Source organism: Megalodesulfovibrio paquesii (assembly GCF_054653055.1).
Window position 1 is genome coordinate 118256 of the sequence record NZ_BAAIGQ010000006.1, and the last position, 21012, is coordinate 139267.

At 64.7% G+C, this 21012-nt stretch carries 19 protein-coding genes; 6 read left to right on the top strand and 13 right to left on the bottom strand.

Annotation, left to right across the window (positions count from 1 at the left end):
• Window positions 1-95: 95 nt before the first annotated feature.
• From ACYQ00_RS13370 to ACYQ00_RS13400, 7 genes are all read right to left on the bottom strand, one after another.
• Window positions 96-1526, bottom strand: a complete 1431-nt coding sequence (locus tag ACYQ00_RS13370; protein ID WP_460032640.1) for an anion permease — start codon at window positions 1524-1526, stop codon at window positions 96-98.
• Window positions 1527-1809: 283 nt separating this feature from the next.
• The gene (locus tag ACYQ00_RS13375) at window positions 1810-3225 is read right to left on the bottom strand and encodes a sigma-54-dependent transcriptional regulator (protein WP_460032641.1); all 1416 of its coding nucleotides are present in this window, start codon (window positions 3223-3225) and stop codon (window positions 1810-1812) included.
• Window positions 3222-5000, bottom strand: a complete 1779-nt coding sequence (locus ACYQ00_RS13380) for a transporter substrate-binding domain-containing protein (protein WP_460032642.1) — start codon at window positions 4998-5000, stop codon at window positions 3222-3224. Before ACYQ00_RS13380 ends, ACYQ00_RS13375 begins: the two co-directional genes overlap by 4 nt.
• Entirely contained in the window at window positions 5001-5345 is a 345-nt protein-coding gene (locus ACYQ00_RS13385; protein ID WP_460032643.1) for an iron-sulfur cluster biosynthesis family protein, read from the bottom strand. It lies immediately after the preceding gene.
• Window positions 5338-8049, bottom strand: coding sequence for a PP2C family protein-serine/threonine phosphatase (locus ACYQ00_RS13390; RefSeq protein WP_460032644.1), 2712 nt, complete (start codon window positions 8047-8049; stop codon window positions 5338-5340). Before ACYQ00_RS13390 ends, ACYQ00_RS13385 begins: the two co-directional genes overlap by 8 nt.
• A 106-nt stretch (window positions 8050-8155) precedes the next feature.
• Window positions 8156-9094, bottom strand: coding sequence for an Lcl C-terminal domain-containing protein (locus tag ACYQ00_RS13395; RefSeq protein ID WP_460032645.1), 939 nt, complete (start codon window positions 9092-9094; stop codon window positions 8156-8158).
• A gap of 23 nt (window positions 9095-9117) precedes the next feature.
• On the bottom strand, window positions 9118-9915 hold the full coding sequence (locus ACYQ00_RS13400; protein ID WP_460032646.1) for a MotA/TolQ/ExbB proton channel family protein: 798 nt from the start codon (window positions 9913-9915) through the stop codon (window positions 9118-9120).
• A 244-nt stretch (window positions 9916-10159) separates the two neighbouring features.
• On the opposite strand from ACYQ00_RS13400, the gene ACYQ00_RS13405 reads away from it, so the two are divergent.
• Window positions 10160-10441 carry a hypothetical protein gene (locus ACYQ00_RS13405; protein ID WP_460032647.1) on the top strand — a complete coding sequence of 94 codons (282 nt, stop codon included), beginning with the start codon at window positions 10160-10162 and terminating at the stop codon, window positions 10439-10441.
• A 51-nt stretch (window positions 10442-10492) separates the two neighbouring features.
• Here the strand turns inward: ACYQ00_RS13405 and ACYQ00_RS13410 are convergent, their stop codons facing one another.
• Window positions 10493-10765, bottom strand: coding sequence for a hypothetical protein (locus ACYQ00_RS13410; RefSeq protein ID WP_460032648.1), 273 nt, complete (start codon window positions 10763-10765; stop codon window positions 10493-10495).
• 29 nt (window positions 10766-10794) lie between these two features.
• Window positions 10795-11964: a PAS domain S-box protein gene (locus ACYQ00_RS13415; RefSeq protein ID WP_460032649.1), complete on the bottom strand. Its 1170-nt coding sequence runs from the start codon at window positions 11962-11964 to the stop codon at window positions 10795-10797.
• A gap of 200 nt (window positions 11965-12164) precedes the next feature.
• Between ACYQ00_RS13415 and ACYQ00_RS13420 the strand changes: the two genes are divergently transcribed.
• Window positions 12165-14501: a mechanosensitive ion channel family protein gene (locus ACYQ00_RS13420; RefSeq protein ID WP_460032650.1), complete on the top strand. Its 2337-nt coding sequence runs from the start codon at window positions 12165-12167 to the stop codon at window positions 14499-14501.
• Window positions 14502-14527: 26 nt separating this feature from the next.
• Here the strand turns inward: ACYQ00_RS13420 and ACYQ00_RS13425 are convergent, their stop codons facing one another.
• Genes ACYQ00_RS13425 through ACYQ00_RS13440 form a run of 4 tightly spaced genes read right to left on the bottom strand, consistent with a single transcriptional unit; the run spans window position 14528 to window position 17213 of the window.
• On the bottom strand, window positions 14528-15328 hold the full coding sequence (locus tag ACYQ00_RS13425; protein ID WP_460032651.1) for a D-alanyl-D-alanine carboxypeptidase family protein: 801 nt from the start codon (window positions 15326-15328) through the stop codon (window positions 14528-14530).
• Window positions 15325-15807 (bottom strand): universal stress protein, encoded by a 483-nt coding sequence (locus ACYQ00_RS13430; protein WP_460032652.1) that lies wholly within the window; start codon window positions 15805-15807, stop codon window positions 15325-15327. The genes ACYQ00_RS13425 and ACYQ00_RS13430 overlap by 4 nt, the downstream gene beginning before the upstream one ends.
• Window positions 15804-16346 carry a hypothetical protein gene (locus ACYQ00_RS13435; RefSeq protein WP_460032653.1) on the bottom strand — a complete coding sequence of 181 codons (543 nt, stop codon included), beginning with the start codon at window positions 16344-16346 and terminating at the stop codon, window positions 15804-15806. The genes ACYQ00_RS13430 and ACYQ00_RS13435 overlap by 4 nt, the downstream gene beginning before the upstream one ends.
• 27 nt (window positions 16347-16373) lie before the next feature.
• On the bottom strand, window positions 16374-17213 hold the full coding sequence (locus ACYQ00_RS13440; RefSeq protein WP_460032654.1) for a universal stress protein: 840 nt from the start codon (window positions 17211-17213) through the stop codon (window positions 16374-16376).
• A gap of 315 nt (window positions 17214-17528) precedes the next feature.
• Between ACYQ00_RS13440 and ACYQ00_RS13445 the strand changes: the two genes are divergently transcribed.
• The 4 genes from ACYQ00_RS13445 (at window position 17529) to ACYQ00_RS13460 (ending at window position 21010) form a co-directional block, all read left to right on the top strand.
• Window positions 17529-18362, top strand: coding sequence for a hypothetical protein (locus ACYQ00_RS13445; RefSeq protein ID WP_460032655.1), 834 nt, complete (start codon window positions 17529-17531; stop codon window positions 18360-18362).
• An 84-nt stretch (window positions 18363-18446) separates the two neighbouring features.
• A complete protein-coding gene (locus tag ACYQ00_RS13450) occupies window positions 18447-18950 on the top strand; it encodes a Uma2 family endonuclease (RefSeq protein WP_460032656.1) in 504 nt (167 codons plus the stop codon).
• A gap of 17 nt (window positions 18951-18967) precedes the next feature.
• Window positions 18968-19333 (top strand): cupin domain-containing protein, encoded by a 366-nt coding sequence (locus tag ACYQ00_RS13455; RefSeq protein WP_460032657.1) that lies wholly within the window; start codon window positions 18968-18970, stop codon window positions 19331-19333.
• Window positions 19334-19423: 90 nt separating this feature from the next.
• On the top strand, window positions 19424-21010 hold the full coding sequence (locus tag ACYQ00_RS13460; protein WP_460032658.1) for a DUF4139 domain-containing protein: 1587 nt from the start codon (window positions 19424-19426) through the stop codon (window positions 21008-21010).
• The last annotated feature ends 2 nt before the right edge of the window (window positions 21011-21012 follow it).

Sequence of the window (21012 nt, forward strand, 5' to 3'; positions counted from 1 at the left end):
AGCAAGAGAGCGCCTGAAGGGCGCTCTCCTGCCATCTTGCGGCAAAGGGCGCGGGGCGCGTTTCCTGCTGAAGCGCACCCCGCCGCCATGATTGTTTACCCGCGCATGAGAATCCAGGGGAAGCCCACGAGCAGGAAGACCGCCAGATAAATGGTGCCGAAGATGAAGCCCAGCACCCAGAAATCCTTGCTCTTGATGTAGCCGGAGCCGAAGTAGATGGGCGAGGGGCCGGTGCCGTACGGCGTGAGGATGCCCATGATGCCCAGGGTGGCGCACAGGACCATGGCCGCCACATTCATGTCCAGGCCGGGCACGGCCATGGCCGTGGCCAGCATCACCGGCAGCAGCGCGGCCACATGCGCCGTGACGCTGGCAAACATGTAATGGCTGACGAAGAAGAGCACGGTCAGGCCCAGGAGCGTGGCCGTGGGCGAAAAGCCTTGCATGTGCGCCGAGGCCATCGCCGCAAACCACTTGAGGAAGCCGGTCTTGCCCAGCCCGTCGGCCAGGGTCACCAGGGTGGCGAACCAGACCAGCACGTTCCAGGCCTGCTTGTAGCCGAGCACGTCGTCCCAGGAAACGACCTTGACCACCACCATGATGCAGATGGCCACCAGGGCCACGGCGGTGGCATCCACGTAGCCTTTCAAAAAGATCCACCCCAACAGAGCGCCCACGGCCAGAAGGGCCATGATGATCTCGCGGCCGCTGATCGGTCCCAGCTTGTCCAGCTCTTCACCGGCCCAGATGGGGGCGTTTTCGGAGGTCTTCTGCTTGGGCGGATAGAGGATGTAGGTGAGCAGCGGGGTGGCCAGAAAGAGAATCACGCCCACGGGCAGCACGCTCACGAACCACTGGTTCCAGTTCAGGGTGATCTTGGCCGTCTTCTCCACCAGGGATTGCGCCAGCACGTTGGGGGCCAGGCTGGTGAGGAACATGGAGGAGGTGACGCAGGTGGTGGCCAGGGCGGTCCACATCAGGTAGGCGCCCATGCCGCGGGGGTTGTTTTCGGGGGTGGAGCCGTAGAGGGGCGGAATGTTCTTGATGATGGGGAAGATGGTTCCGCCGCTGCGCGCGGTGTTGGAGGGCATGAAGGGCGCGAGGATGAGGTCGGCCAGGGCCACGGCATAGCCCAGGCCCAGGGTCTTCTTGCCCATGCGCTTGATGAGCGTCAGGCCCAGCCGCTTGCCCAGGCCGGTCTTTTCGTAGCCCAGGGCGAACATGAAGGCCGCAAAGATGAGCCAGACCGTGCCGTTGGAAAAGCCGGAGAGGCCCCATTTGATGGCGTCGCCGGCGGAAGCGGCCTTGTCCGGCGCGGCGGGCACCAGGCGGAAGATGGTGGCCAGGGTGACGCCGATCAACCCGGCCAGGGCCGGAGGAATGGGTTCCAGCACCAGGGCCAGCACCACGCCGGCAAAGAGGGCGAAGTAGGCCCAGGCATCGGGGGTGAGGCCCTCAGGGGCCGGGATGAGCCAGAGGGCCAGGCCCAGCAGGACCGGGGCCAGCAGTTTCATGGCGCGTTGCATGGTGTTCTCCTTTGGGACGTGGTGCTTGGGGACGCAAACAGGCCGCGCGAGCCGCCGACGTCCTGACAAAAGCAGCAATGGTGCCAAGAAGAACCAAATACCTAACAGAGCTTGATTGCATGGATTGACAAATCAAAGCCGAGCTGAATCTGTGCAAACAGGCATAACTATTCTTATGGAAGGGCCTGCTGCGACGTGAAAGGTGGCATTATTTCAGGGGAATATAAAATCCAGCCCCGGTTATGGCCCTTCAACGGGTTATGGGGGTTGGGGCTTGGCGGCTTCAGGCGCCGCCTTGCATCTGCTTGAGCCGCTTGCTCAGGGCCGGCTGGGAGATGCCCAACAGGCGCGCGGCCATGGTCTGGTTGCCGCCGGCGCGGGTCATGGCTTCGGCCACCAGCAGTTCCGCGGCCTCGCCAAAGGTGGGCAGGCGGTCGCAGTGCTGGAAGGGGTTGGGCGGCGGCTGGTGCGCACAGAGCTGGGTCTGGCCGTTCAGTCCCATGGCGTCCAGGAAGCTGGCCATGGACAGCACGCGGCCCTTGTGCAGGCTCACCGCGTCGTAGACCATGGCCCGCAACTCGCGGATATTGCCAGGAAACCCGTAGGCTGCCAGACAGGCGGCCAGCTCCCGCGGCGGGGTGGGCTTGGGCTTGCCCATCTCGGCCGCGGCCTCGCGCAGGAAATGATGCAGCAGCGGCTCGATATCTTCCTTGCGCTCGCGCAGGGCCGGGATGTGCACGTGATGGGTGCGTAAGCGGTAATACAGATCCCGTCGCAACGTCCCTGCGGCTTCGGCGGCGGGCAGATTGCGGTGCGTGGCCACGATGACCCGCGCCCTGAGCCGCTTGGGCTGGTCGCTGCCCAGGGGATAGAACTCGCCCTCCTGCAACAACCGCAGCAGCTTGACCTGCGAGGCCGGACTCAGATCCCCGATTTCATCCAGAAAGAGCGTGCCCCCGGCGGCTTCCTCCACCATGCCCTTCCGGGCCGTGTCCGCGCCGGTGTAGGCCCCGCGCACATGGCCAAAGAGGGTGTCGGCGAACATGGTGTCGTCCAGCCCGGCCACGTTCACGGCCACAAAACGACCTTGCCGGCCGCTCAGGGTGTGCGCCGCGCGGACGATGTTCTCCTTACCCACGCCGGACTCGCCCGTCACCAGCAGGGGCTGGCTGCTTTTGGCCACGGCTTCGATGTAGGCAAAGGCGGCCAGCATGGTCCGGGAGCAGGTGACAATGGAGGCAAAGGCTTCGGGATGCGCCGGCCCGCCGGCGGCCAGCCGGCTGGAAACGGCCCGGTTTTCCTCGCGCAGCTCCAGCATGCGTACGGCCCGCAGGACGCCGCTGACGATGCGGTCTTCCTCGTCGGTTTTGACGAAGTAATCAAAGGCCCCGAGCTTCATGCAGCGCACGGCGGTGTCCAACTGGCTGACGCCGCTGATGATGATACAGGCAATCTCGGGATGGCGCTCGGCGATGTGTTCCAGCAGCTCTTCGCCAGAAGGGCCGGGCATGGTCAGGTCCAGCAGCACCAGGCCGATGCCGCCCTTGTCCAGCAGGGCCGGCACGTCGGCGCTGTTCTGGCAGAGGAAGGTGTTGGTGATGCCGGCGGAAGACTCCAGGGTCAGGGAAAGGGAGCGGAGCCAGGCCGGCTCATCGTCCACCAGCAGGATGCCGAAGCTGGGAAAGGGGGTGGAGGTCATGACGAGCGCTCCAGGTCGGGATCCGTTGCCCCGTCCTTACTCGGCAGGGGCTCGCCGGCGTCTTCACGGGCAGCGGGAAGTTCGATGCAGGCCGTGGTCCCATGGCCAGGGACAGATTCAAACGTCAGTTGCCCGCCGTATTCCTTGAGGATTCCGGCAGAGACAGAAAGCCCCAGCCCGGTGCCGCCGGTGTCGCGTTTGGTGGTGAAAAACGGGTCGGTCAGGTGCGGCAGGTGCTCCGGGGCAATGCCCACGCCCTGGTCCCGCACACACAGGACGACCTTGCCCGCCGCAGCGTGGTGTTTGGTATAGAGTGCAATGCTCTTGCTGCGGTCCGGCAGGGCCTGGCAGGCATTGAGCACCAGATTGACAATAACCTGCTCAATGCGCTGGGAATTGCCCCAGACCAGGGGCAGATCGGCCAGATAGTGGGTGGTGAAGTGTTCCGTGCACTTGCGGATCGTCGGTTCCACCAGCCGCACAGCCTTGGCCGAGGCGTCGTTGACGTCGATGAGCGAGCGGCCCGCGCCTTCTTCCAGACGGGCAAAATCCTTTAAATCATTGACAATACGCTTGATGCGCTGGGCGCCTTCCTGCATCTCCTCCAGCATGCGGGGCAGCTCGTGGCGCATGCGGCTGTACGGGATGCCGCCCAGGGTGAAGTCGCCATCCTGTGCATAGCGTTCGTCCAAGAGCCGGCCGGCATCGGCCTGGGCTTTGCGCAGAATGGGGATATTCAAAAGAATCAGCCCATTGGGATTGTTGATTTCATGCGCCACCCCGGAAACGAGAATCCCCAGGGCGGCCATCTTGTCTGCCTGGACCAGCTGACGCTGGTTGCGCGAGAGTTCCTCCATGGCCTGGGTCAGGGATTCCGTGCGCTGGGCCACCTGGCGGCGCAGGCTGCGCGTCCAGATCATGGACCCCACCAGCAGCAGGAGCAGCGGCGCCACCACCACGCCCACAGCCCCGCCCACCGTTCCCCAGGGAAAGCGCCGGCTCTCCAGCACGCCCAGCCATTTGTCGTGGATGGCCTGGTACCGGCCTGTTTCCCGCAGAATGGCCAGCCCCTCGCTAAAGCGGGCCAGCAGCGCCTCGTTGCCCTTTTTGACGGCATAGCCGTAGCGCACGGTGAAGACCGTTCTGGCGACAATCTGCACGTTGTCCAGCTTGTGTTCCCGGATGATGTAGATCCCCGGCAGCATGGCCACCACCGCAAAGTCCCCCTGGCCCGAGGCCAGGAGCCGCAAGCCGTCGGCCGGGGTATCCGTGAGGATGAGATCCTGCTCGAACCCCTTGCCGCGCAGGGTGTCGTGCATGATGCCGCTGCGGTGGACGATGACCTTTTTGCCGGCCAGTTCATCCAGGTTGGAAACGGGTGCAAAGCCCCGGCGGGCGAAAATGGCGTGGTTGACGATGGTGTGCGGGGCGAAGTCCACTTCCTGGCTGCGTTCTTCGGAGTAGGACATGCCCTGCAGAATGTCGATTGTGCCATGCATGAGGCCGGAGCGCATGTCCGACCAGGTGCCGAGGTGGAACTCCACCTTGAGTCCCATGGCCTCGGCCACGGCGCGGCTGATGTCCACGTTGAAGCCGGCCGGATGCCCGTCCTTGTCCAGGAATTCATAGGGCGGATAGTCGCGGTCGCCACCAATGAGTACGGGCCTGAGGATGCCGGGGATCTCCTCAGCTGCGACTGTGCTGACTGTGCCGGGCACACCGCCAGCGAGCGGTGCGAGTAGGAGAAGCAGCAGGGCCAGCCGCGTGAGCCGCACCTAGGAGCACCCCTTGCAGGAGCCGCAGGCCGCGCCTTCCAGTTGCAGGCGGGAGGTGATGGCAAAGGTCAGCCGGCCGGCATCGATGGTGACGGGCGCGGCCGCCTGCAGCAGCGCGGCATCCACGATAAATGCAAACCCGTCGCACTCCAGGCGCAGGTCGTTGAGCTGGGCGGCGGTGCTGGCCAGCCGGAGCTGCAGCCGGGGGCCGGCACAACCGCCTTCGGCATATTCCAGGCGAATGGGCGTGGCAGGGTGTTCCTGGAAATACCGGGTCAGCATGGCTTTGGCTGAATCGGTCAGATGAATTGGAAAGGAGGAAGCGGGTGATGCCGGGTCAGTCATGGTCTGGTTCTCCCACCAGTTTGATGATCACCAGGGTCACATCGTCCTGAAAGCGCACTCCCTGGCAGAACGCGCCGAGATCCTGGAAGACCGCTTCCACAATGTCGGTGGCGGGCTGGTTGTGGTGCCTGCGCAGCACGTCCTTGAAGCGTTCCTTGCCATACAGCCGGCCCTGGGTGTCCATGGCTTCCCAGATGCCGTCCGTGCCCACGGCAATGAGCATGCCGGGCTTCACGACGTCGAGGGCCCGCGATTCAAAGGGAAAATCGTCCAGGATACCCAGGGGCAGGCCGGGGCCGTCCAGTTCGGCGAAGCAGTCGGCTTGCGGATCGTAGAGCAGGGCGGGGTCATGCCCGGCGCGGACCCAGTGCAGCCGGCCCATGGTGTCCGGCTCGTGTTCGCAGCAGTCGATGAGCAGTTGGAAGCAGGTCATGAACCGGCCGCTGTCGGCCATGTCTTCCACCAGGGCGCGATTCAGATCCATCATCATCTCGGCCAGTTCACCGGGACGTTGGACGCGCTGGCGCAAAAAGGCCCGGGCCGTGGTCATAAGCAGGGCCGCATCCACGCCATGGCCGGCAATATCCCCCACCACCACACCCAGCCAGCCGGGATAGCTGCTGGGGAGGTCGAAGTAGTCGTAATAATCCCCGCCGATGCTCTCGCTGGGGGTCATGCGGCCGGCCACCTCCAGGCCGCGGCGCACGGGAGGTGCGGCGGGGAGCAGGCTGCGCTGCACCTCCTCGGCCAGGGCCAGGGCCTTTTTCTGCTCCGTGATGTCGGCGACAAAGGCGATATTGTGCAGGAACGCGCCGTGCGCGTCGCGCAGCGAGTTACCATGGACCAGCACAGGCACCACGGTGCCGTCCCTGGCCACCAGCGCGCCCTCGAAAGACCGGCGTTCCTGGGCCAGCAGGCGCTCGCGGTTGGCAGTGAGAAACGAGCGAAATTCCGGGGTGGACCACTCATGCGGCCGGCGACCGATGAGATCTTCGGGCGCGTAGCCGATCATGGAGGCGTAGGCATCGTTGCAATACGTCAGGTGCAGGTCTTCATCCATCATGATGAAGCCTTCGGCAGCGGTTTCCAGGATGCGGCGGTATTTTTCCTCGCTCTTGTGCAGGGCCTCCTTGGCCCGGACGCGTTCGGTGATGTCGGCCAGCACGCCCTGATAGTGCCTGGGAGCGCCTTCATCATCGTAATCCACGGTGGTGGCGCCTTCAATCCAGCGCTCTTCCCCTCTGGAGGTAAGAATCCGGTATCGTTTGGAATAGACAGTCTGCCGTGCGGCAAGGGCGGTTTGCACCTGGCGGTCCAGCTCGGCGCGGTCGTCGGGATGGACGAGATCGGCAAAGGTGAGCCGGCCGGTGCGCAGATCTTCGGGATCGTAGCCGTAGCGGGAGACGTTCTGGGAAACGTAGTCCAGCCCTGGTGAGCCGAAGGTGAATTTGAACAGGATGATAGGGCTCTGTTCCACAATGACGTTGGCCTGCCGCAGGGCCTCCTCGGCGCGGACCTGTTCGGTGACGTCGGCCAGCACGCCCTGGTAATGCCGCGGGGCGCCGTGCTCGTCGCGGTCCACGGTGGTCACGTCGTCAATCCAGCGCTCCTCGCCGGCAGCCGTGCGGACGCGGTAGCGCATGCGATACTCGTCCTTGTGTTCGGCGGCGGCTTCCCGGACCTGGCGCTGCAGGTCTTCGCGGTCGTCGGGGTGGACGATATCCATGAAGGCCAGCGCGCCAGTGCGCAAGGCCTCGGGATCGTAGCCATACCGGGAAACGTTCTGGGAGACGTAGGTCAGGCCTGCCGCGCCGGCGCGGCGCTTGAAGAGGATGACCGGACTGCGCTCCACGATGAAATTGGCCTGCCGCAGGGCTTCCTCGGCCTGCCGGCGGGCCGTGACGTCCATAAGGATACCCTGATAATGGGTGATGTGGCCAGCCCCGTCGCGTTCGGCCAGGGTTTCGTCATGGACCCAGAACACGGTGCCGTCCGGGCTGAGCAGCCGGTATTCCTGGGTGTATTCGAGCTGGCCCGCGTCGGCATAGGCTTGAATCTCGGCATGCAGACGCTCGCGGTCGTCGGGGTGGACGATGTCGGCAAACTCGCGCCGGCCTTCCAGAAACTCGCGGGCGGCATAGCCGAAGCGCTGGATGTTTTCCGAGACATAGACCAGGGTGGACTGCGCATCATTGAGCCGGCGGAAAAGCACCACCGGGCTCTTTTCCACAATGACCTTGGCCAGGGTCAGCACTTCCTTGGCGCTCTTGCAGTGGGCCTGCTCCTGCCGCAAGGTCTGGCGTTCGGCCTCCAGCAGGGCCTCGCGCGCCTGGAGCTCGGCCCGGGCGTCGGCCAGGGGATTAGGACGCAGCCAGCAGGCGTAACAGGCCGGCGGCGCCAGTCCGGCCGGCAGCGGACGGCCATGAATCAGGACCGGCACCTGCTCCACCATGCAGGTGGCGGTGAAGGGCTGCCGGCTGGCCAGGGCATTGGCAAGGATGGCGGCCTCGGCCTGGGGCAGGCGCTGGGGCAGGGACAGGCTTCCTGATGGCACGAAGGACGCCGCCAGGGATGTCTCGGGCCAGGCAGCCAGGACAACGCCGGCGTCGTCCAGCAGCAGCAATTCGGCGGACTCGCTCTCCAGAGTCAGCATCAACAAGGACAGCGCGCTGTCCTGGGCCAGGCTGGCAGGGGCGGAAGGCATGGGCACTCCTGGTGGTTCATGTCAGCCACATTCCGCCCCGTATCACGCCGGCCGCAGGGGTGGCAACGCACCGGAGGCCGGCCCCTGGCCGCCAGCGCACAGCGGCTCAGCACACCAGCCAGACGGTGAATTCCGGATGCGGCTTGTAGCCCACGCCCACAGCGCCCTTGCCCGTGTACAGGCAGTAGGCCCAGGCCGGATCCAGGCCGCTGCTGGTGCCGGACCAGCAGGCATCGGCCACGCGGCCGAAGGGGTGGCCGGTGGGCAGGGCCGGGTAGGCCCGGGAGGCGTCCACCAGGGTTTCCAGCTCATTGATGGTTGGCAGCCGCCAGGGCTGGCCCGTGGCCTGCCGCCGGGCATGGGCCAGGGAAAGGGCCATGTTCCAGGTGGTCATGCGCATGCCGCCGGCGTCGCGGTCCCAGAGCAGGTTGGTCAGATGGTCGCGCACGAGGCCGTCTTCCAGAGTAAAGCGTGGCTCCGGCCAGGGCGTGCCGAAGGGCACATCGGCCGGATCGCCCGTGGCCGGCAGAAACTCGCAGCGGCCACGCACGGGCAGGGCGATGGCCTCCTCCTCTTTCTGGCCGAAGAAAAGCCGCCCGCCTTCCAGCTGCAGCCGCCAGGCATAGCGCGGGTCATCGGCCCAGGTGGTGGCGGTCCAGTGCCAGCCGGGAAAGACATGGAGAAAGGGGTGTTGCGCCGGGAGGGCTGGCCGGGCGCGACTGTGATCAATGAGGGTGCGCAGCTCGCGGCGGGTTGGCAGTCGCCAGTCCGCATGGCCGAAGCGGGCCTCGGCATTCCAGTCGGTAATGCGTGCGGCAGCCTCGGCCCAGCGCAGGGAGGTCCCGAACGGCTGGGCCTGCTGCGGCCAGTGCAGGCCGGTCAGGCGATCCTCCACCACATCGCCCTGCACGACGAAACGGCCCGTCTCCAGCTGCCTGCCCGGCGCATGCGGGCCGTCCTGGACAGGGTCGAGTTCTGCCAATGGCTCGCCCTGGGCGTTGAAGGTCTGGCGCTGGCCGGTATGCAGGGTGGGGCTGACGTGCATGCGTTTCCTCTAAGATGAATGACTTATTCGGGAAAATCATCCTGACTGCCCCGGGCGGCGCGAGCCATGCCCGGCAGGCGGAACAGGGGATGCCGGGACTTGCCCGGCGATGGCACCGGGTGCGCTTCTGCCTCGCCAGTTTCTTTGGACCCGCCAAGCTCCTGGCGTAACAGGAAAAGAAACCGAGTGCCCAGATCTCCCAGGTCGGCGTCCAGATCAGCGAGCCAGCTGGCCAGCATGTTGTGCCCGATGGCCGCGGGAATGGCCACGAGCATGCCCGCAATGGTGGTGCCCAGGGCCTCGGCCAGTCCCTTGCCCACAATCTGCAGCGTGCCGGGAGTGAGTTCGGCAAATCCCTGAAAGGAATTAAAAATACCCCAAACTGTGCCAAAAAGCCCCAGCAGGGGCGCGGCACTGGTGCACATGGCCAGAAAGCTCAGGGCCACGGCCAGCCGGCTGGTCTGGGCGGCCTGCTCGTCCCGCAGGCCCCAGCGGACGTTTTCCAGCACAATGCGGGCCACCTCGCCGGGGGTGGCCTCCAGTTTCTCCAGCTGCTTGTACTCATGAACGCCTTCGCGGACCACGGCCAGGGAAGGCGAATCCTTCTCCCGCCCCACGGCCTGCACGGCCTCGGGCAGCCGGCCTGCGCGGCGAAAACTGTGGAGATCCCGGCGGATCATCCGGCCAGCCCACCGGTATTGCAGGATTTTCCAAAATATCGTTGCCCAGGAGCCCGCGCTCATGCCCAGCAGTAACAGGTATTCCAGCTGGACCACCAGGGTGGACTCCGCAAGGTGCCGCATCAGATCGAATTGAGCCATGGCCAGACCCTACCCCAGCCCCGCGCGATGGAAAAGCCGTTTTCCTGCCGCCGGACCTGTCGGCTCCACGGCTCCTGCACTGGGGGTTGCACAAGCGCGCGGATGTGCAGCTGCTTGCACCGGAACATGCCCGCGAGGCGGGAGATGTGGAAGATTATTCCAGGATATCAGGTGGATGACAATTTGGAACGCCACTTGCTAACCTGCCGCATAGTGCATCGACTGCTCCAAAGGAGAATGTCCCATGAGCAACACACTGATAATTCTGATTGTACTGGCCGCCATGATCATCGCCGCCCCGGTCGCGGCCCAGCCCGGCGGTGGCGCGGTCCGGGACTTTCTGTTCCAGAGAATGGACGCCAACGGCGATGGCAAGGTGGACCAGCAGGAGTACCATGCCGCCATGCAGCAGCGGTTCGAACAGACCGATGCCAACAAGGACGGTGTCCTGACCCAGGAAGAACTGGTCGCCCGCATGGAACAAGTGAAGGAGCTGCGCCGCTCGCGCCGTGGCGGCACCCAGTAGCGGTGGTGTCCGGCCCCGCCGCCTGCTTGGGCGGACCAGACTTGGAGACGTTCAACACTGCGGGCATTCCCCGGTATCGTGGCTTTCGTTGTGCGTCTCCCAGTCCGGGGCCAGGCAGTTGACCGGGCCACCCAGCCGGGCCCGGAAGAGTTCCGTGGACGGTATCTCCGGCGCCTCGGGGTGGTCGCACCGGGCCTGTTGCAGAGTGAGCTGGCGGATTTCCCGACTGCTCAGATATTCCAGCGCCTTGCAATAACGGCAGATAAAGCGGGTGGCCCGGCGGGAGCACTCGCATTTTTCTTTGATAAACTGATGTTTGCGCATGGAGTGGGCTGTGGCCTGCGTTGGATGGCTCAGCAGGCGTGTTCCACCGATGCCGGCATGACTTCCGGGGCCACGAACCGGCCCTGGCAGACGGCCCCGATGCGTTCGCCCGAGGGGTTGCCATAGGGCGAGATGGTGAAAACATACCAGCCGGCGCTGTCCGCCAGCAAGAGACGCACCTGCCGCATGTGGCCATCCTCGGCAAAGCGGGAGAACACGGTGGCCCAGGCCTTGCGGCTGCGCGGGGCCAGGAGGTCGGCAAAGCGCAGGCTGGCCAGTTCCCGCGCCCGGGCCGGGCCAATGGCCTTGCGCAGGGCGCTGTTGCCCAGAATGAGGTGCTGTTGCTCGTCCAGCAGGGCCAGGGGGTCGGGCAGGGCATCCAGGGTTTGCCGCAGCAGGTGCATGGTGATGTCGCGTTCCAGCTCGGCGTCCTTGCGGGCGGTGATGTCCGTGACAAAGCCTTCCACCAGCGTTTCCCCGGCGGCATGCACCGTGCGGGCGGCCTGTTCCTGAATCCAGAAGATATCCCCATCCCGGCCGTAGACCTCGGACTCGAAATCCCGCACAGCACCTTCGCGTGCCAGCAGGGTCATAAAGGCTTCCCGCCGGGTTTCATCCACATAGGGCATGCCCGCGTGCAGGATATTGGAGGCCAGCGCCTCCTCGGGCGAAGCGAAGCCAAGCATGTTGGCAAAGGCCGGATTGACGGTAACCAGCGAGCCATCCAGGCGGCTCTGGTAAATCCCTACGGGCGCATCCTGTACCAGTTCCTGATACCGGCGTTCGCTGGCGGCCAGACGGCTTTCCAGACGCCGGCGCTGGATGCAGATGTGCAGGTTTGCCGAAAGGTCGGCAAACTTCACAGGTTTTTGAATAAAGCAGTCCGCAATGGTGAGGGCGTTCTCCATCTGCTCATAAGGTTCCATCCCCGTGAGGAACATGATGCCTATGTGCCGGGTGGCCGGATTGGCCCGCAAGAGGTTCGCCACTTCCAGACCGTCCATGTCGCCATCCAGGCGGATATCCAGAAGGACCATGTCCGGGGTATGCGTGTCAGCGGCAGCCAGCGCCTGTTGTCCGGAGGAAGCCACCTCCACAAGATCATGCCCTAACCGTTTAAGCATAAAGGCAATGGTCTTTGCGGAAACAACGTCATCTTCTACCAGCAGCAGCCGGTATTGTTTGGATAAATTGGCCATACACTCGCTCAGGTTCGTGCCCCCCATGGCAGGATTCTCACAGTTCTACCCAATCCCAAGGGAAGATCAAGCGCGTTTTTTGGATATTGTCCACGCCGCGTTGGTGCTTTCTCTGTCCTGCGGTGGGGAATTAGGCTAGACTCAACAGCAGGGGCAGATGACGAGAAATCCGGGAACCCTGGGAATTCATGGGGGGAAGCATGCACGGGAGAGGGGTGTTTGGCGGGTTGCTGGTGTGTTGCCTCCTGCTCGCGCTGGCCATCCCCAGCGCGGCGGCGGCTTCCTCATCCTTGCTGGCCAAGGAACTGTCAAAGTCGCAGGCCAAGGACAAAGGCGCGCACGATGCGGCCGCCACTCCGGCAGCCATACTGGAAGCGCCCATGGCGCCGGACACGGTGGACGATCTGCTGGCCAAGCTTACCGACGCCCAGGTGCGCGCCGTGCTGCGGGAGGATCTGCGGCGTCAGGCCCAGGCCAAGGTGGCTTCGTCCGCCACGACGCCACCCTCTTTGGAAGAACGGCTGGTGGCGGTGGCGGCCACCAGCAAGGAACGGCTGCACGCCATGGCTCGCGCCTTTCCTGGCCTGCCCGCCGCGCTGGGCCAGGCGCTGGCCGCGCTGGGTGGCACGCAAGGAACCTCCTGGCTGGTGCCGGACGCCCTGGGAGTGCTGCTGCTGCTGGTGCTGGCCTGGCGTGTGGAGCGGCTGGCGGCGCGGCGGCTGCAGCTGCTCCGCCACCGCGCTGCCACGGCCGAGGAGCTGGCGTCCGGCCTGTCGCGGTTCCGGCAACACCTCGTTGCCTTGGCCGGCAGGTTGACCGGCCTGACGATTTTTGCCCTCGTGGCCCTTGCCGGGTATGCCTTGTGCTTTGACCCTGCCTGGCCCTCCCGGCCGCTCACCACGGGCCTTCTGGCCGCGGGCGGAAGCCTGCGCGTGGCCCTGGCGCTGCTGGACTGGCTGTTTGCCCCTGGTCAGGGCCGGCTCCGCCCTGTGCCTATGGGGGACGCCGCCGCCAGGACCTGGTATCGCATTCTGGCCGTGATTCTCGGGCTGACGGTGATGCGGCTGCATGTGTTGCACGCCCTGGCTGCGGCAGGCCTGGACGCCGCGAGTCTGATCCTGCTGCGGGGGCTGGTGGGTCTGGCCGGCCTGGTCTTCATGACAGGGGTGATCCTGACCCAGCGCAGCCGGGTGGCGGGCTGGATCCTTTCGTTTGGTGGGGAGACTCCGGGGCCCCTGCGCAGGCAATTCGCGGCAATCTGGCACCTGCTGGCGCTGCTGTACCTGGGATGCGTGGCCGTGGTCTGGTATGCGCTCCTGCTGCTGGAGGGCTACGAGGGGCCTCGCGGGGTCCTGGGCGGGGCGCTTCTGGCCATTCCGACTTTCGTGCTGCTGGACCGCGGCGGCCGGCTGTTGCTCAAGCGCATTTTTTCCATGTTCCAGCGCCGGCCCGTGGATACGGCCACGCCGCCCAAGCTGGACGAGGATGGCCAACCCATGGGCGCGGCCACGGTAATCAAGGCCGCGCCGCCGCCGGATGTGGAAACCATGCGCCTGTTCGGTCCGGCGCGCGCCTGGATGCGGGCCGGGCTGCTGCTGTTTGTGCTCGCGGCCATGTGCGAGGTCTGGGGCATGGGCACGGCCTGGACGCAGGCCATCACGGTGCACGGCTTTGGCATATTGCTCATTCTGGCGGCGGGCCTGGGAATCTGGGAGGCCGCCAAAACCGGCATCCAACGGTCGCTCCTGCCAAAGACCGCTTCGGAACTGGACAATCCGCGGCTGAACACCCTGCTGCCGTTGCTGCAAAAAGTGCTGGGTGTGTTCCTGCTCCTGAGCACCGTGCTCATGATCCTCTCGCAGCTTGGCGTGCAGATCGGCCCGTTGCTGGCCAGCGCCGGGGTGTTTGGCCTGGCCATTGGCATGGGATCCCAGACCCTGGTCAAGGACGTGGTGGCCGGCGTGTTTTTCCTGCTGGATGATGCCTTCCGCGTGGGCGATTACATCCAGATGGGCAAGACCGAGGGCTATGTCATCAAGATGAGCGTGCGCAACATCACCCTGCAGCACACCCTGGGATACGTGCAGATTCTGCCCTTTGGCCAGATCAAGGATGTGGTGAACTATTCGCGCAATCCCATCGTCATGAAGATCAAAATCCCCATGCCTCTGGAGACAGATCCCAAAATCTTCAAGAAAATCTGCAAGAAGGTCAATGAAAGCATCATGGCCGACGAGGAATTCAAGGACGATCTGGTGGAGCCGATCAAGAGCCAGGGCGTCAAGCGTATCGAGGATTCCACGCTCATCTTTGGCATCAAATACATGACCAAACCCGGCAAGCAGTTCGCCATCCGGCGGGAGGTCTTCTCCCGGTTGTACAAGGAATTCAAGAAACACGGCCTGACCTTCGCCGCGCCCGGCGTCACGGTGTACACCACGGCCAAGGGCGGGGAAGGCGAGGCGGAAGCCGCAGCCGCTTCTTCGGCGGCGCGGCAAAAGGCGCAGCAACAAGCCGCCCAGGCTGCGGAAGGATAATGCGAAACCTGGCGGGCGGGCGCCGGTTACGGTGCCACCGCAAAGCCCTGCTCCAGCAGCGCGGCGGCGCGCTGGGCACGGGTGGCGGGGTCCGCAGCACCCAGGAGCACGACGATGAGCCGTCGGCCCTCGCGCCGGGCTGTGACGATGATGCAGGCCCCGGCCGCGGCGGTGGAGCCGGTCTTGAGCCCGTCCACCCCGGGAAGGCCGAGCAGCTCGTTGCGATTATGCAGAGTTCTGCCAAGGACAATCGCAGTCCGTTCAGACGTGATTGCAAGAAGTTGTGGATGAGTCGCAAGAATATTCGCAGTCAGGATCGCAAGATCGCGGGCTGTGCTGTATTGATTGGGCGCGGGCAGGCCATGAGGCGTGGCAAAGCGGGTGTTGGCCAGCCCCAGGGCTGCGGCCTTGGCGTTCATGACTTCCACAAAGGCCGGAACGCCGCCTGCGTGCGGGGCAAGGTGGGCAGCCAGGGCCAGGGCGGCGTCGTTGGCCGAGCCAAGAAGCATGGCTGTCAGGAGCTCGCTGACGGAGAGCGTCTGGCCGGGGACAAGGCCAAGGCGCGCACCGGTGGCATGGGCCACCTCCGGCGGCGCGGCCACGAGGTCGGTCATGGCGAAGGTGCCATTGGCCACGGCCTCGCAGACCAGCAGGGCGGTCATGCATTTGACCAGGGACGCCGGAGCGCGACGCTCGTCGGCCCGGGATTCGAGGAGCATCGCCTGCCGCGCTGGTTCATACACCAGCCAGGACTCGGCCGCCGCCTGGGTGGCGGCGGCGAGCACGATGCAGAGCAGGAGGATCGCCTGAATCAGGCGGCGGGTCATGCCGTGGCGGCCTGTTGCTCCGCGCCTTCATCGGCGGGCACAAACAGAATGGGGCAGGGGGAACGCTTGAGCAGTTCCTCACCCACGCTGCCCACGAAGAGCCGGTAGAAAAAGTCGTGGCTGTGGCGGCCGCAGATGATCAGATCAGCCTGCAGGCGTTCGGCTTCCTGGAGGATTTTCTCCTCGGGTACGCCCGGGAAGACGTGCTCGGTCACCGCAAGATCCGCCTCGGCCACCTGGGCCTTGAGGGCGGCCAGGGCGCGCTGTTCTTCCTGAATGCGGCAGGCCACGGCCTGACGCTCATGCTGGGGGCCGGGAGTGTAGCCAATGAAGTCGGGTTCGGGCGCGGTGACATAGAGGAGTTCCAGCCGGGCATTGAAGGCCTTGGCCTGGGCCAGCGCCCAACCCACCACCCGGGCGGTCACCGGGCTCATGTCCACGGCGGCGATGATGGTGTTGACCTGAGGGGCGGGGATCATTTGGTCTTCTCCTTGAGCTCGTGGATCTGGGCGATGATGCGCGTCAGGTACTGCCGGTACTCCCTGGCAAACCGGGTCATGGTTGGGGAATGGCTGTGGCTTTCCGCCACCACGGCGATGAATTTCTCCTGGGCGGTAAAGCCCTGGAGCACCGTGTCCAGCCGCTGGTTCACATAGCGGTAGACCACCATGTAATTCTCGTAGTTTCGAAAATCCGAGTACTTGTAGAAAAAGATGATGTCGATGACCGTCTCCAGCTGCAGCTTGGTCTCAAAGGTACGCTGCTGCAGGAAATCGGAGACATCCTTGCTGATCACCTGGCTGTGCTCCATCAGAAAGATGGCTTCGGTAAAGGTGGTCAGCTCTTTGTACAAGGCAATGAAGTTCTTGAACTCGCGCTCCACATCCACTTTCTGGAACCTGGCGCAGCCGGGCAGCAGCATCAGCACAGCCAGGCAGGCGGCAAGGCAGCCCGCGCGCAGCAGGGCGGCAGACGGGAGGCGAGAGAGGGAGCAGGGGGAGGCAGGTTCGCTGGACATACTCGTGATGCGAAAGCGCAACGGAGGTTAACGGGAGATCCAGACTGTGGCCGGTGGGGCGGTCTGGATGAGGTCGCTGGACACGGAGCCGAAGAACAGTTTTCGCAGCGCGCCGCCACCTGCCCCTGTACGTCCCATGGCAATGACGGCGTACCCGCCGGCGTGCAACTCGGTACGCAGGGCCTTGGCCGGGGATTCGCCGGAAAGCCGTTTGGTGCGGATCATTTCTGGCAATACCCCGTTTCCCGCCAGAATTTCCCGGCAGCGGGCAAAAATGCCGTCCACTTCGGGCCGCTGGCCGTTTTCCACACAGCAGAGCGTGATGTGGTGCTCGCGCCGGCCCGCAAGGATAAAGCCGGCATGGTCCACAATGCGAAACGCCTGCTCAGAGCCGTCCACGCAGCAGAGCACCCCCTTGCGGGAGGCTTCGGGCATGCGACACAGCCAGACGGGGAAGCCGATGCGTTCTTCCAGGAGCTCATGGCTGATGGAAGAGCCCATGAAGGCCTCAAAGCTAGTGATGCCCCGGCGGCCGAGCACCACGGCGTCGTAACGGCCGCGATTGGCCTCGTCCACGATCTCCATGGCCGTGGAGTGCCGTTGCGTGTGTGTTTTCAGGTGGATGTGTGCCGCAGGCCAGCCCAGGTGCTGCAGCTTGTCCCGGGCCTCCTGCAGGGAGGCGGTGCCCTTGGCCAGCTCGCGGGCGTCAGGCTTGATCATGGCGGTGGGGCTGTCCTGATCGCGCGGGGCCACATAAAACAGCGTGCACTCCAGGCCTTCCTTGTGCGCGAAGAAATGCCCCAGGAAGCGGATGGCAAACATCGCCTGGGGATCATCGCTGACGGTGACGAGAAAATGCCGGTTCATGCAAACAGGCCCTCATGCTGTACGGGGATGTGGCTGGGCTTCCATGAGATATGTACGTCCTTTGGCGGCCAGGGGCAAGGGGCAAGAAGCGTGTGGATTTTTTCCGGCATTCTCCTGCGGTGCTGGTCACAGCCCTTGTCTTCCACGGCCATTCCTTTTACAGCAATATAAAAATGGGATTCAATGACTCTTGAACGCCCAGCGAGGTGGCAGCCGGTGGCGACACATCATCCCCAAACACACACAACGCATGCAGTGCATGACCCCCATGCGCAGTGCCCCACTGTGGATGCGGCCGATTCTGCGGCCGTGCGCATGGAAGTGCTAACCCTGATGAATGCCATGCACATGGATGATATCAAGGAGCACCTTGTGGTGGTGCAGCAGGATGTCATTCGTCTGTATAATGGTCAGTATCCAGGCTACCGGGCCAGCAACACGGGGTACCACAATCTGGAGCATGTCAATGCCGTGTTTCTGGCGGCAGCCCGTCTGGCTCATGGCGCAACAGTCGAGGCCGTGGTGCTGAGCTCCCGGGGGGTGCGGCTGCTGCTTACCTGCGCCCTGTTTCACGACGCCGGACTGATCCAGACCGTGGACGATACCGTGGGCACCGGGGCCAAATACACCGTGGGACACGAGGCCCGCTCCATCCGCCTGCTGGAGGACTATTTTGCCGAGCGCGGGGCGCCGGAAGAAGACTGGCGAGACAGCGCCGACCTGATTGCCTGCACCATCATGGACAAGCCTGTGGCGGATATCCCCTTCCGCACCCCGGAGCTCGCCACCCTGGGCCGCATGCTGGGCGTGGCCAACATTTATGCCCAGATGGCCGACCGCGCCTATCTGGAAAAGCTCTTTTTGCTGTACCGCGAATTCGAGGAAGCCGGTGTGGGCGGGTGCGATTCGGAATTCATGTTGCTGGAAAAGACCGAGGGCTTTTATGAACGCACCGTCAAGGTGCGCCTGGCCCGCGATCTTGATGGCGTGAGCCGGTACATGCGCAGCCACTTTCGGGCCCGCTGGGGTCTGGATACAGACCCATATGAGGAAGCTATTTTCAAAAATATCAATTACTTAAAAATGGTTTTGGAAGAGACGCGTCGTATTTATCGGGAGCGATTCCGGCGCGGCGGCATTCAGTGGTGATGCGGAACAGAAATTGTGCAGGAATCTGTTCCCCCGACCGGCAGACCATGGTACACCCGTGGAAAACCGAAACAGGGGACGCACATGCACCGTTTTGGCAATGAGCAGGTCCGGCTGGCCGGCTCCCGGTCCAAAGAGACGCACGACCACCTTCGCCATGTCCTGCATGGCGCACTGGGCGAGGCCCTGGCCGACACGGATTGTCGCATCCTGCCCGCGCCATGCCCCATGCTGCATGGGGACGCTTTCTGCACCATGCTGGACGCAGAGGAGCACGACGGCATTGCGCCGGACATCGCCGTGGTCTGCGGCAGGGATCCGCGTGTGCCGACGCTGGTGGTGGAGATCCTGGAGCCGGAAACCCTGTTGCGGGATACGACCCGCCACCTGCATCTCTACGAGGTGTTGCGGGTTCAGGAGTACTGGATTGTGGACGCCGCAGGCCTTCTGGTGCATGCCTTCCGGCTGAACCATGAACACAAGCTCAAGCTCTACCAAAGCGCCGCCCCAGGCGAGGTGCTGGAGTCCAGGGCGTTGCCCGGACTGCGCCTCCCGGCCTGGCAGAACTGGCTTGAGAACCCGGCGTGATCCTGCAGGGGCGCTCCATGCAACACACCAAACGAGACGCCGTCCCGGCATATGTCACCAAGGATGGCTCTGAGATTCGAGAGCTTATGCACCCTGCTGTGCATGGCAACCGCAACCAGAGTCTGGCCGAGGCCACCGTGCCTCCTGGTACGAACACGTTTGCGCATGTGCATGCAGTATCCGAGGAACTGTATCACGTGGTTTCCGGCCAGGGGATGATGCGCCTGGGTGACGAAACCTTCCCCATTGCTCCTGGCGAGACGGTGCATATACCGCCGGGCACCATCCACGCGCTGGAAAACACCGGCGCCGTCCCGCTGGTCGTGCTCTGTTGCTGCAGCCCGGCCTATTCCCATGAAGACACCCTGCTTCAGGATACGTAACTTTTGCGCAACGCGACTCGACGCGGTGGCAGCAGGTGGTGTACGGTACTGGAAGGTTTGTTCCTGCAACCTGATCTTACTGGAGTTGCCATGCGTGTCTGGACAGTGCTTTCTCTGTCTGTGCTGAGTCTGACAGTGTGTCTCATCGCCCATCCCGTGCATGCCGCGCCACTTGCAGACGCGCCACTGGCGTCGAGCCGGCCGGTGGCGGTCACGGTATCGCCGCAGCGGTGTCTGGTCACGGAGGCTGTGGCCATTCCGGAAGGTGGCACCGCGCGGTTTTTGCTGCCTGCCTCGGCCTCGCCGGAATCCCTGGCCCTGGCGGCCGAGCTGGCTGGGGCGTCCCTGGGTGCGCTTTCCTGGAAGCGCGTGCCCCTGGTGGACGCCGCCCAGGTGGCGGCTCTGCGTGCGGAACTGAACGCCGCCCGCCTGCGCCGCGACGGTCTGGCCGCCCAGCTCATGGCCATCGATGCCCAGAGCGAATTCCTCAAGACCATGCCGGGCTTTGCGCCGGATCTGGCCAAGGAGGCCCTGGACGCTGCCGAGTACATGGGCCGCCGTCTGGCCGAGCTGGGTGCCCAGAAGTTGCCGCTGGTGGAGGAAAAAGCCCAGCTGGATCGCGAGGTGGTCCGCTTGCAGGAGCAGCTGAACCAGCAGACCGGCCCCACACGCCAGGCCTGGGAAGTGACGGTCCATTTTGACGCACCCAAGGGGACGCGGGCCTTCCAGGCCAACGCCACCTACCCCCTGGCCGACTGCGGGTGGGAGCCTTCCTATCGGTTGAACGCCCGGCCGGCCAGAAAAGACGTGGAGTTCTCCTACGAGGCGCAGGTCTGGCAACGCACCGGCACGGACTGGAAGGATGTTCGCCTGACCCTGGCCACGGCGCTGCCCGAAGCCGGATTGGCACCCTCGCCGCTGCCGGATTGGATCATCCAGCAGCGCCCCGAACCCCGGCCCATGGCCAAGGCCATGCGCATGGCGCCTGCGCCGGCCATGCAGGCCCTGGATGCGGCGGTTCCTGAGATGGTTGGCGGCGCCGGTGCGGCGGCCTCCCCGGTACAGGAGGAGCGCGCCACCTACACCGCCTGGGATATGGGCCTGCGCAGCATCGCCGCCGGCGAGGCCCCGCGGCTGGAAGTGGCCGCCGAGAGCTGGCCGGCCGCCTTCCGGTACACCATCCGCCCCTCCCAGGGGCCCGAAGCCTGGCTGACGGCCAACGCCACCCTGCCCACTCCCCAGGATCTTCCCGGGGGCGAGGCGCTCTTCCTGGTGGACGGCGCCCTGGCCGGGCGTCAGCACTTTGCCCTGGCCGGCAATCAGACGGATTTGTTCTTCGGCGAGGCGCCCTTCATCAAGATCTCCACGGAACTCCTGGCCCGCGAGTCCGGGGAAAAGGGCTTCCTCAGCAGCAAGCAGACGCATCGTTGGAACTGGAAATTCACCGTGGAGAATCTCGGCAAGACGCCCGCCACCGTCCGGGTGGAAGAGCCAGCTCCCCAGCGGCGCGACGAGCGCATGGACGTGCAGATCACCTCCGCCCCTCCGGCAGCCAGGTCCGAGGAACAGACCCTGGTGTGGGGCAAGGAGCTCAAGGCGGGCGAGAAGTTCGTCATCACCCACGGTGTCACCCTCACCGCGCCCGGGGATATGCAACTGGACGTGGGCTGGCGGTAACC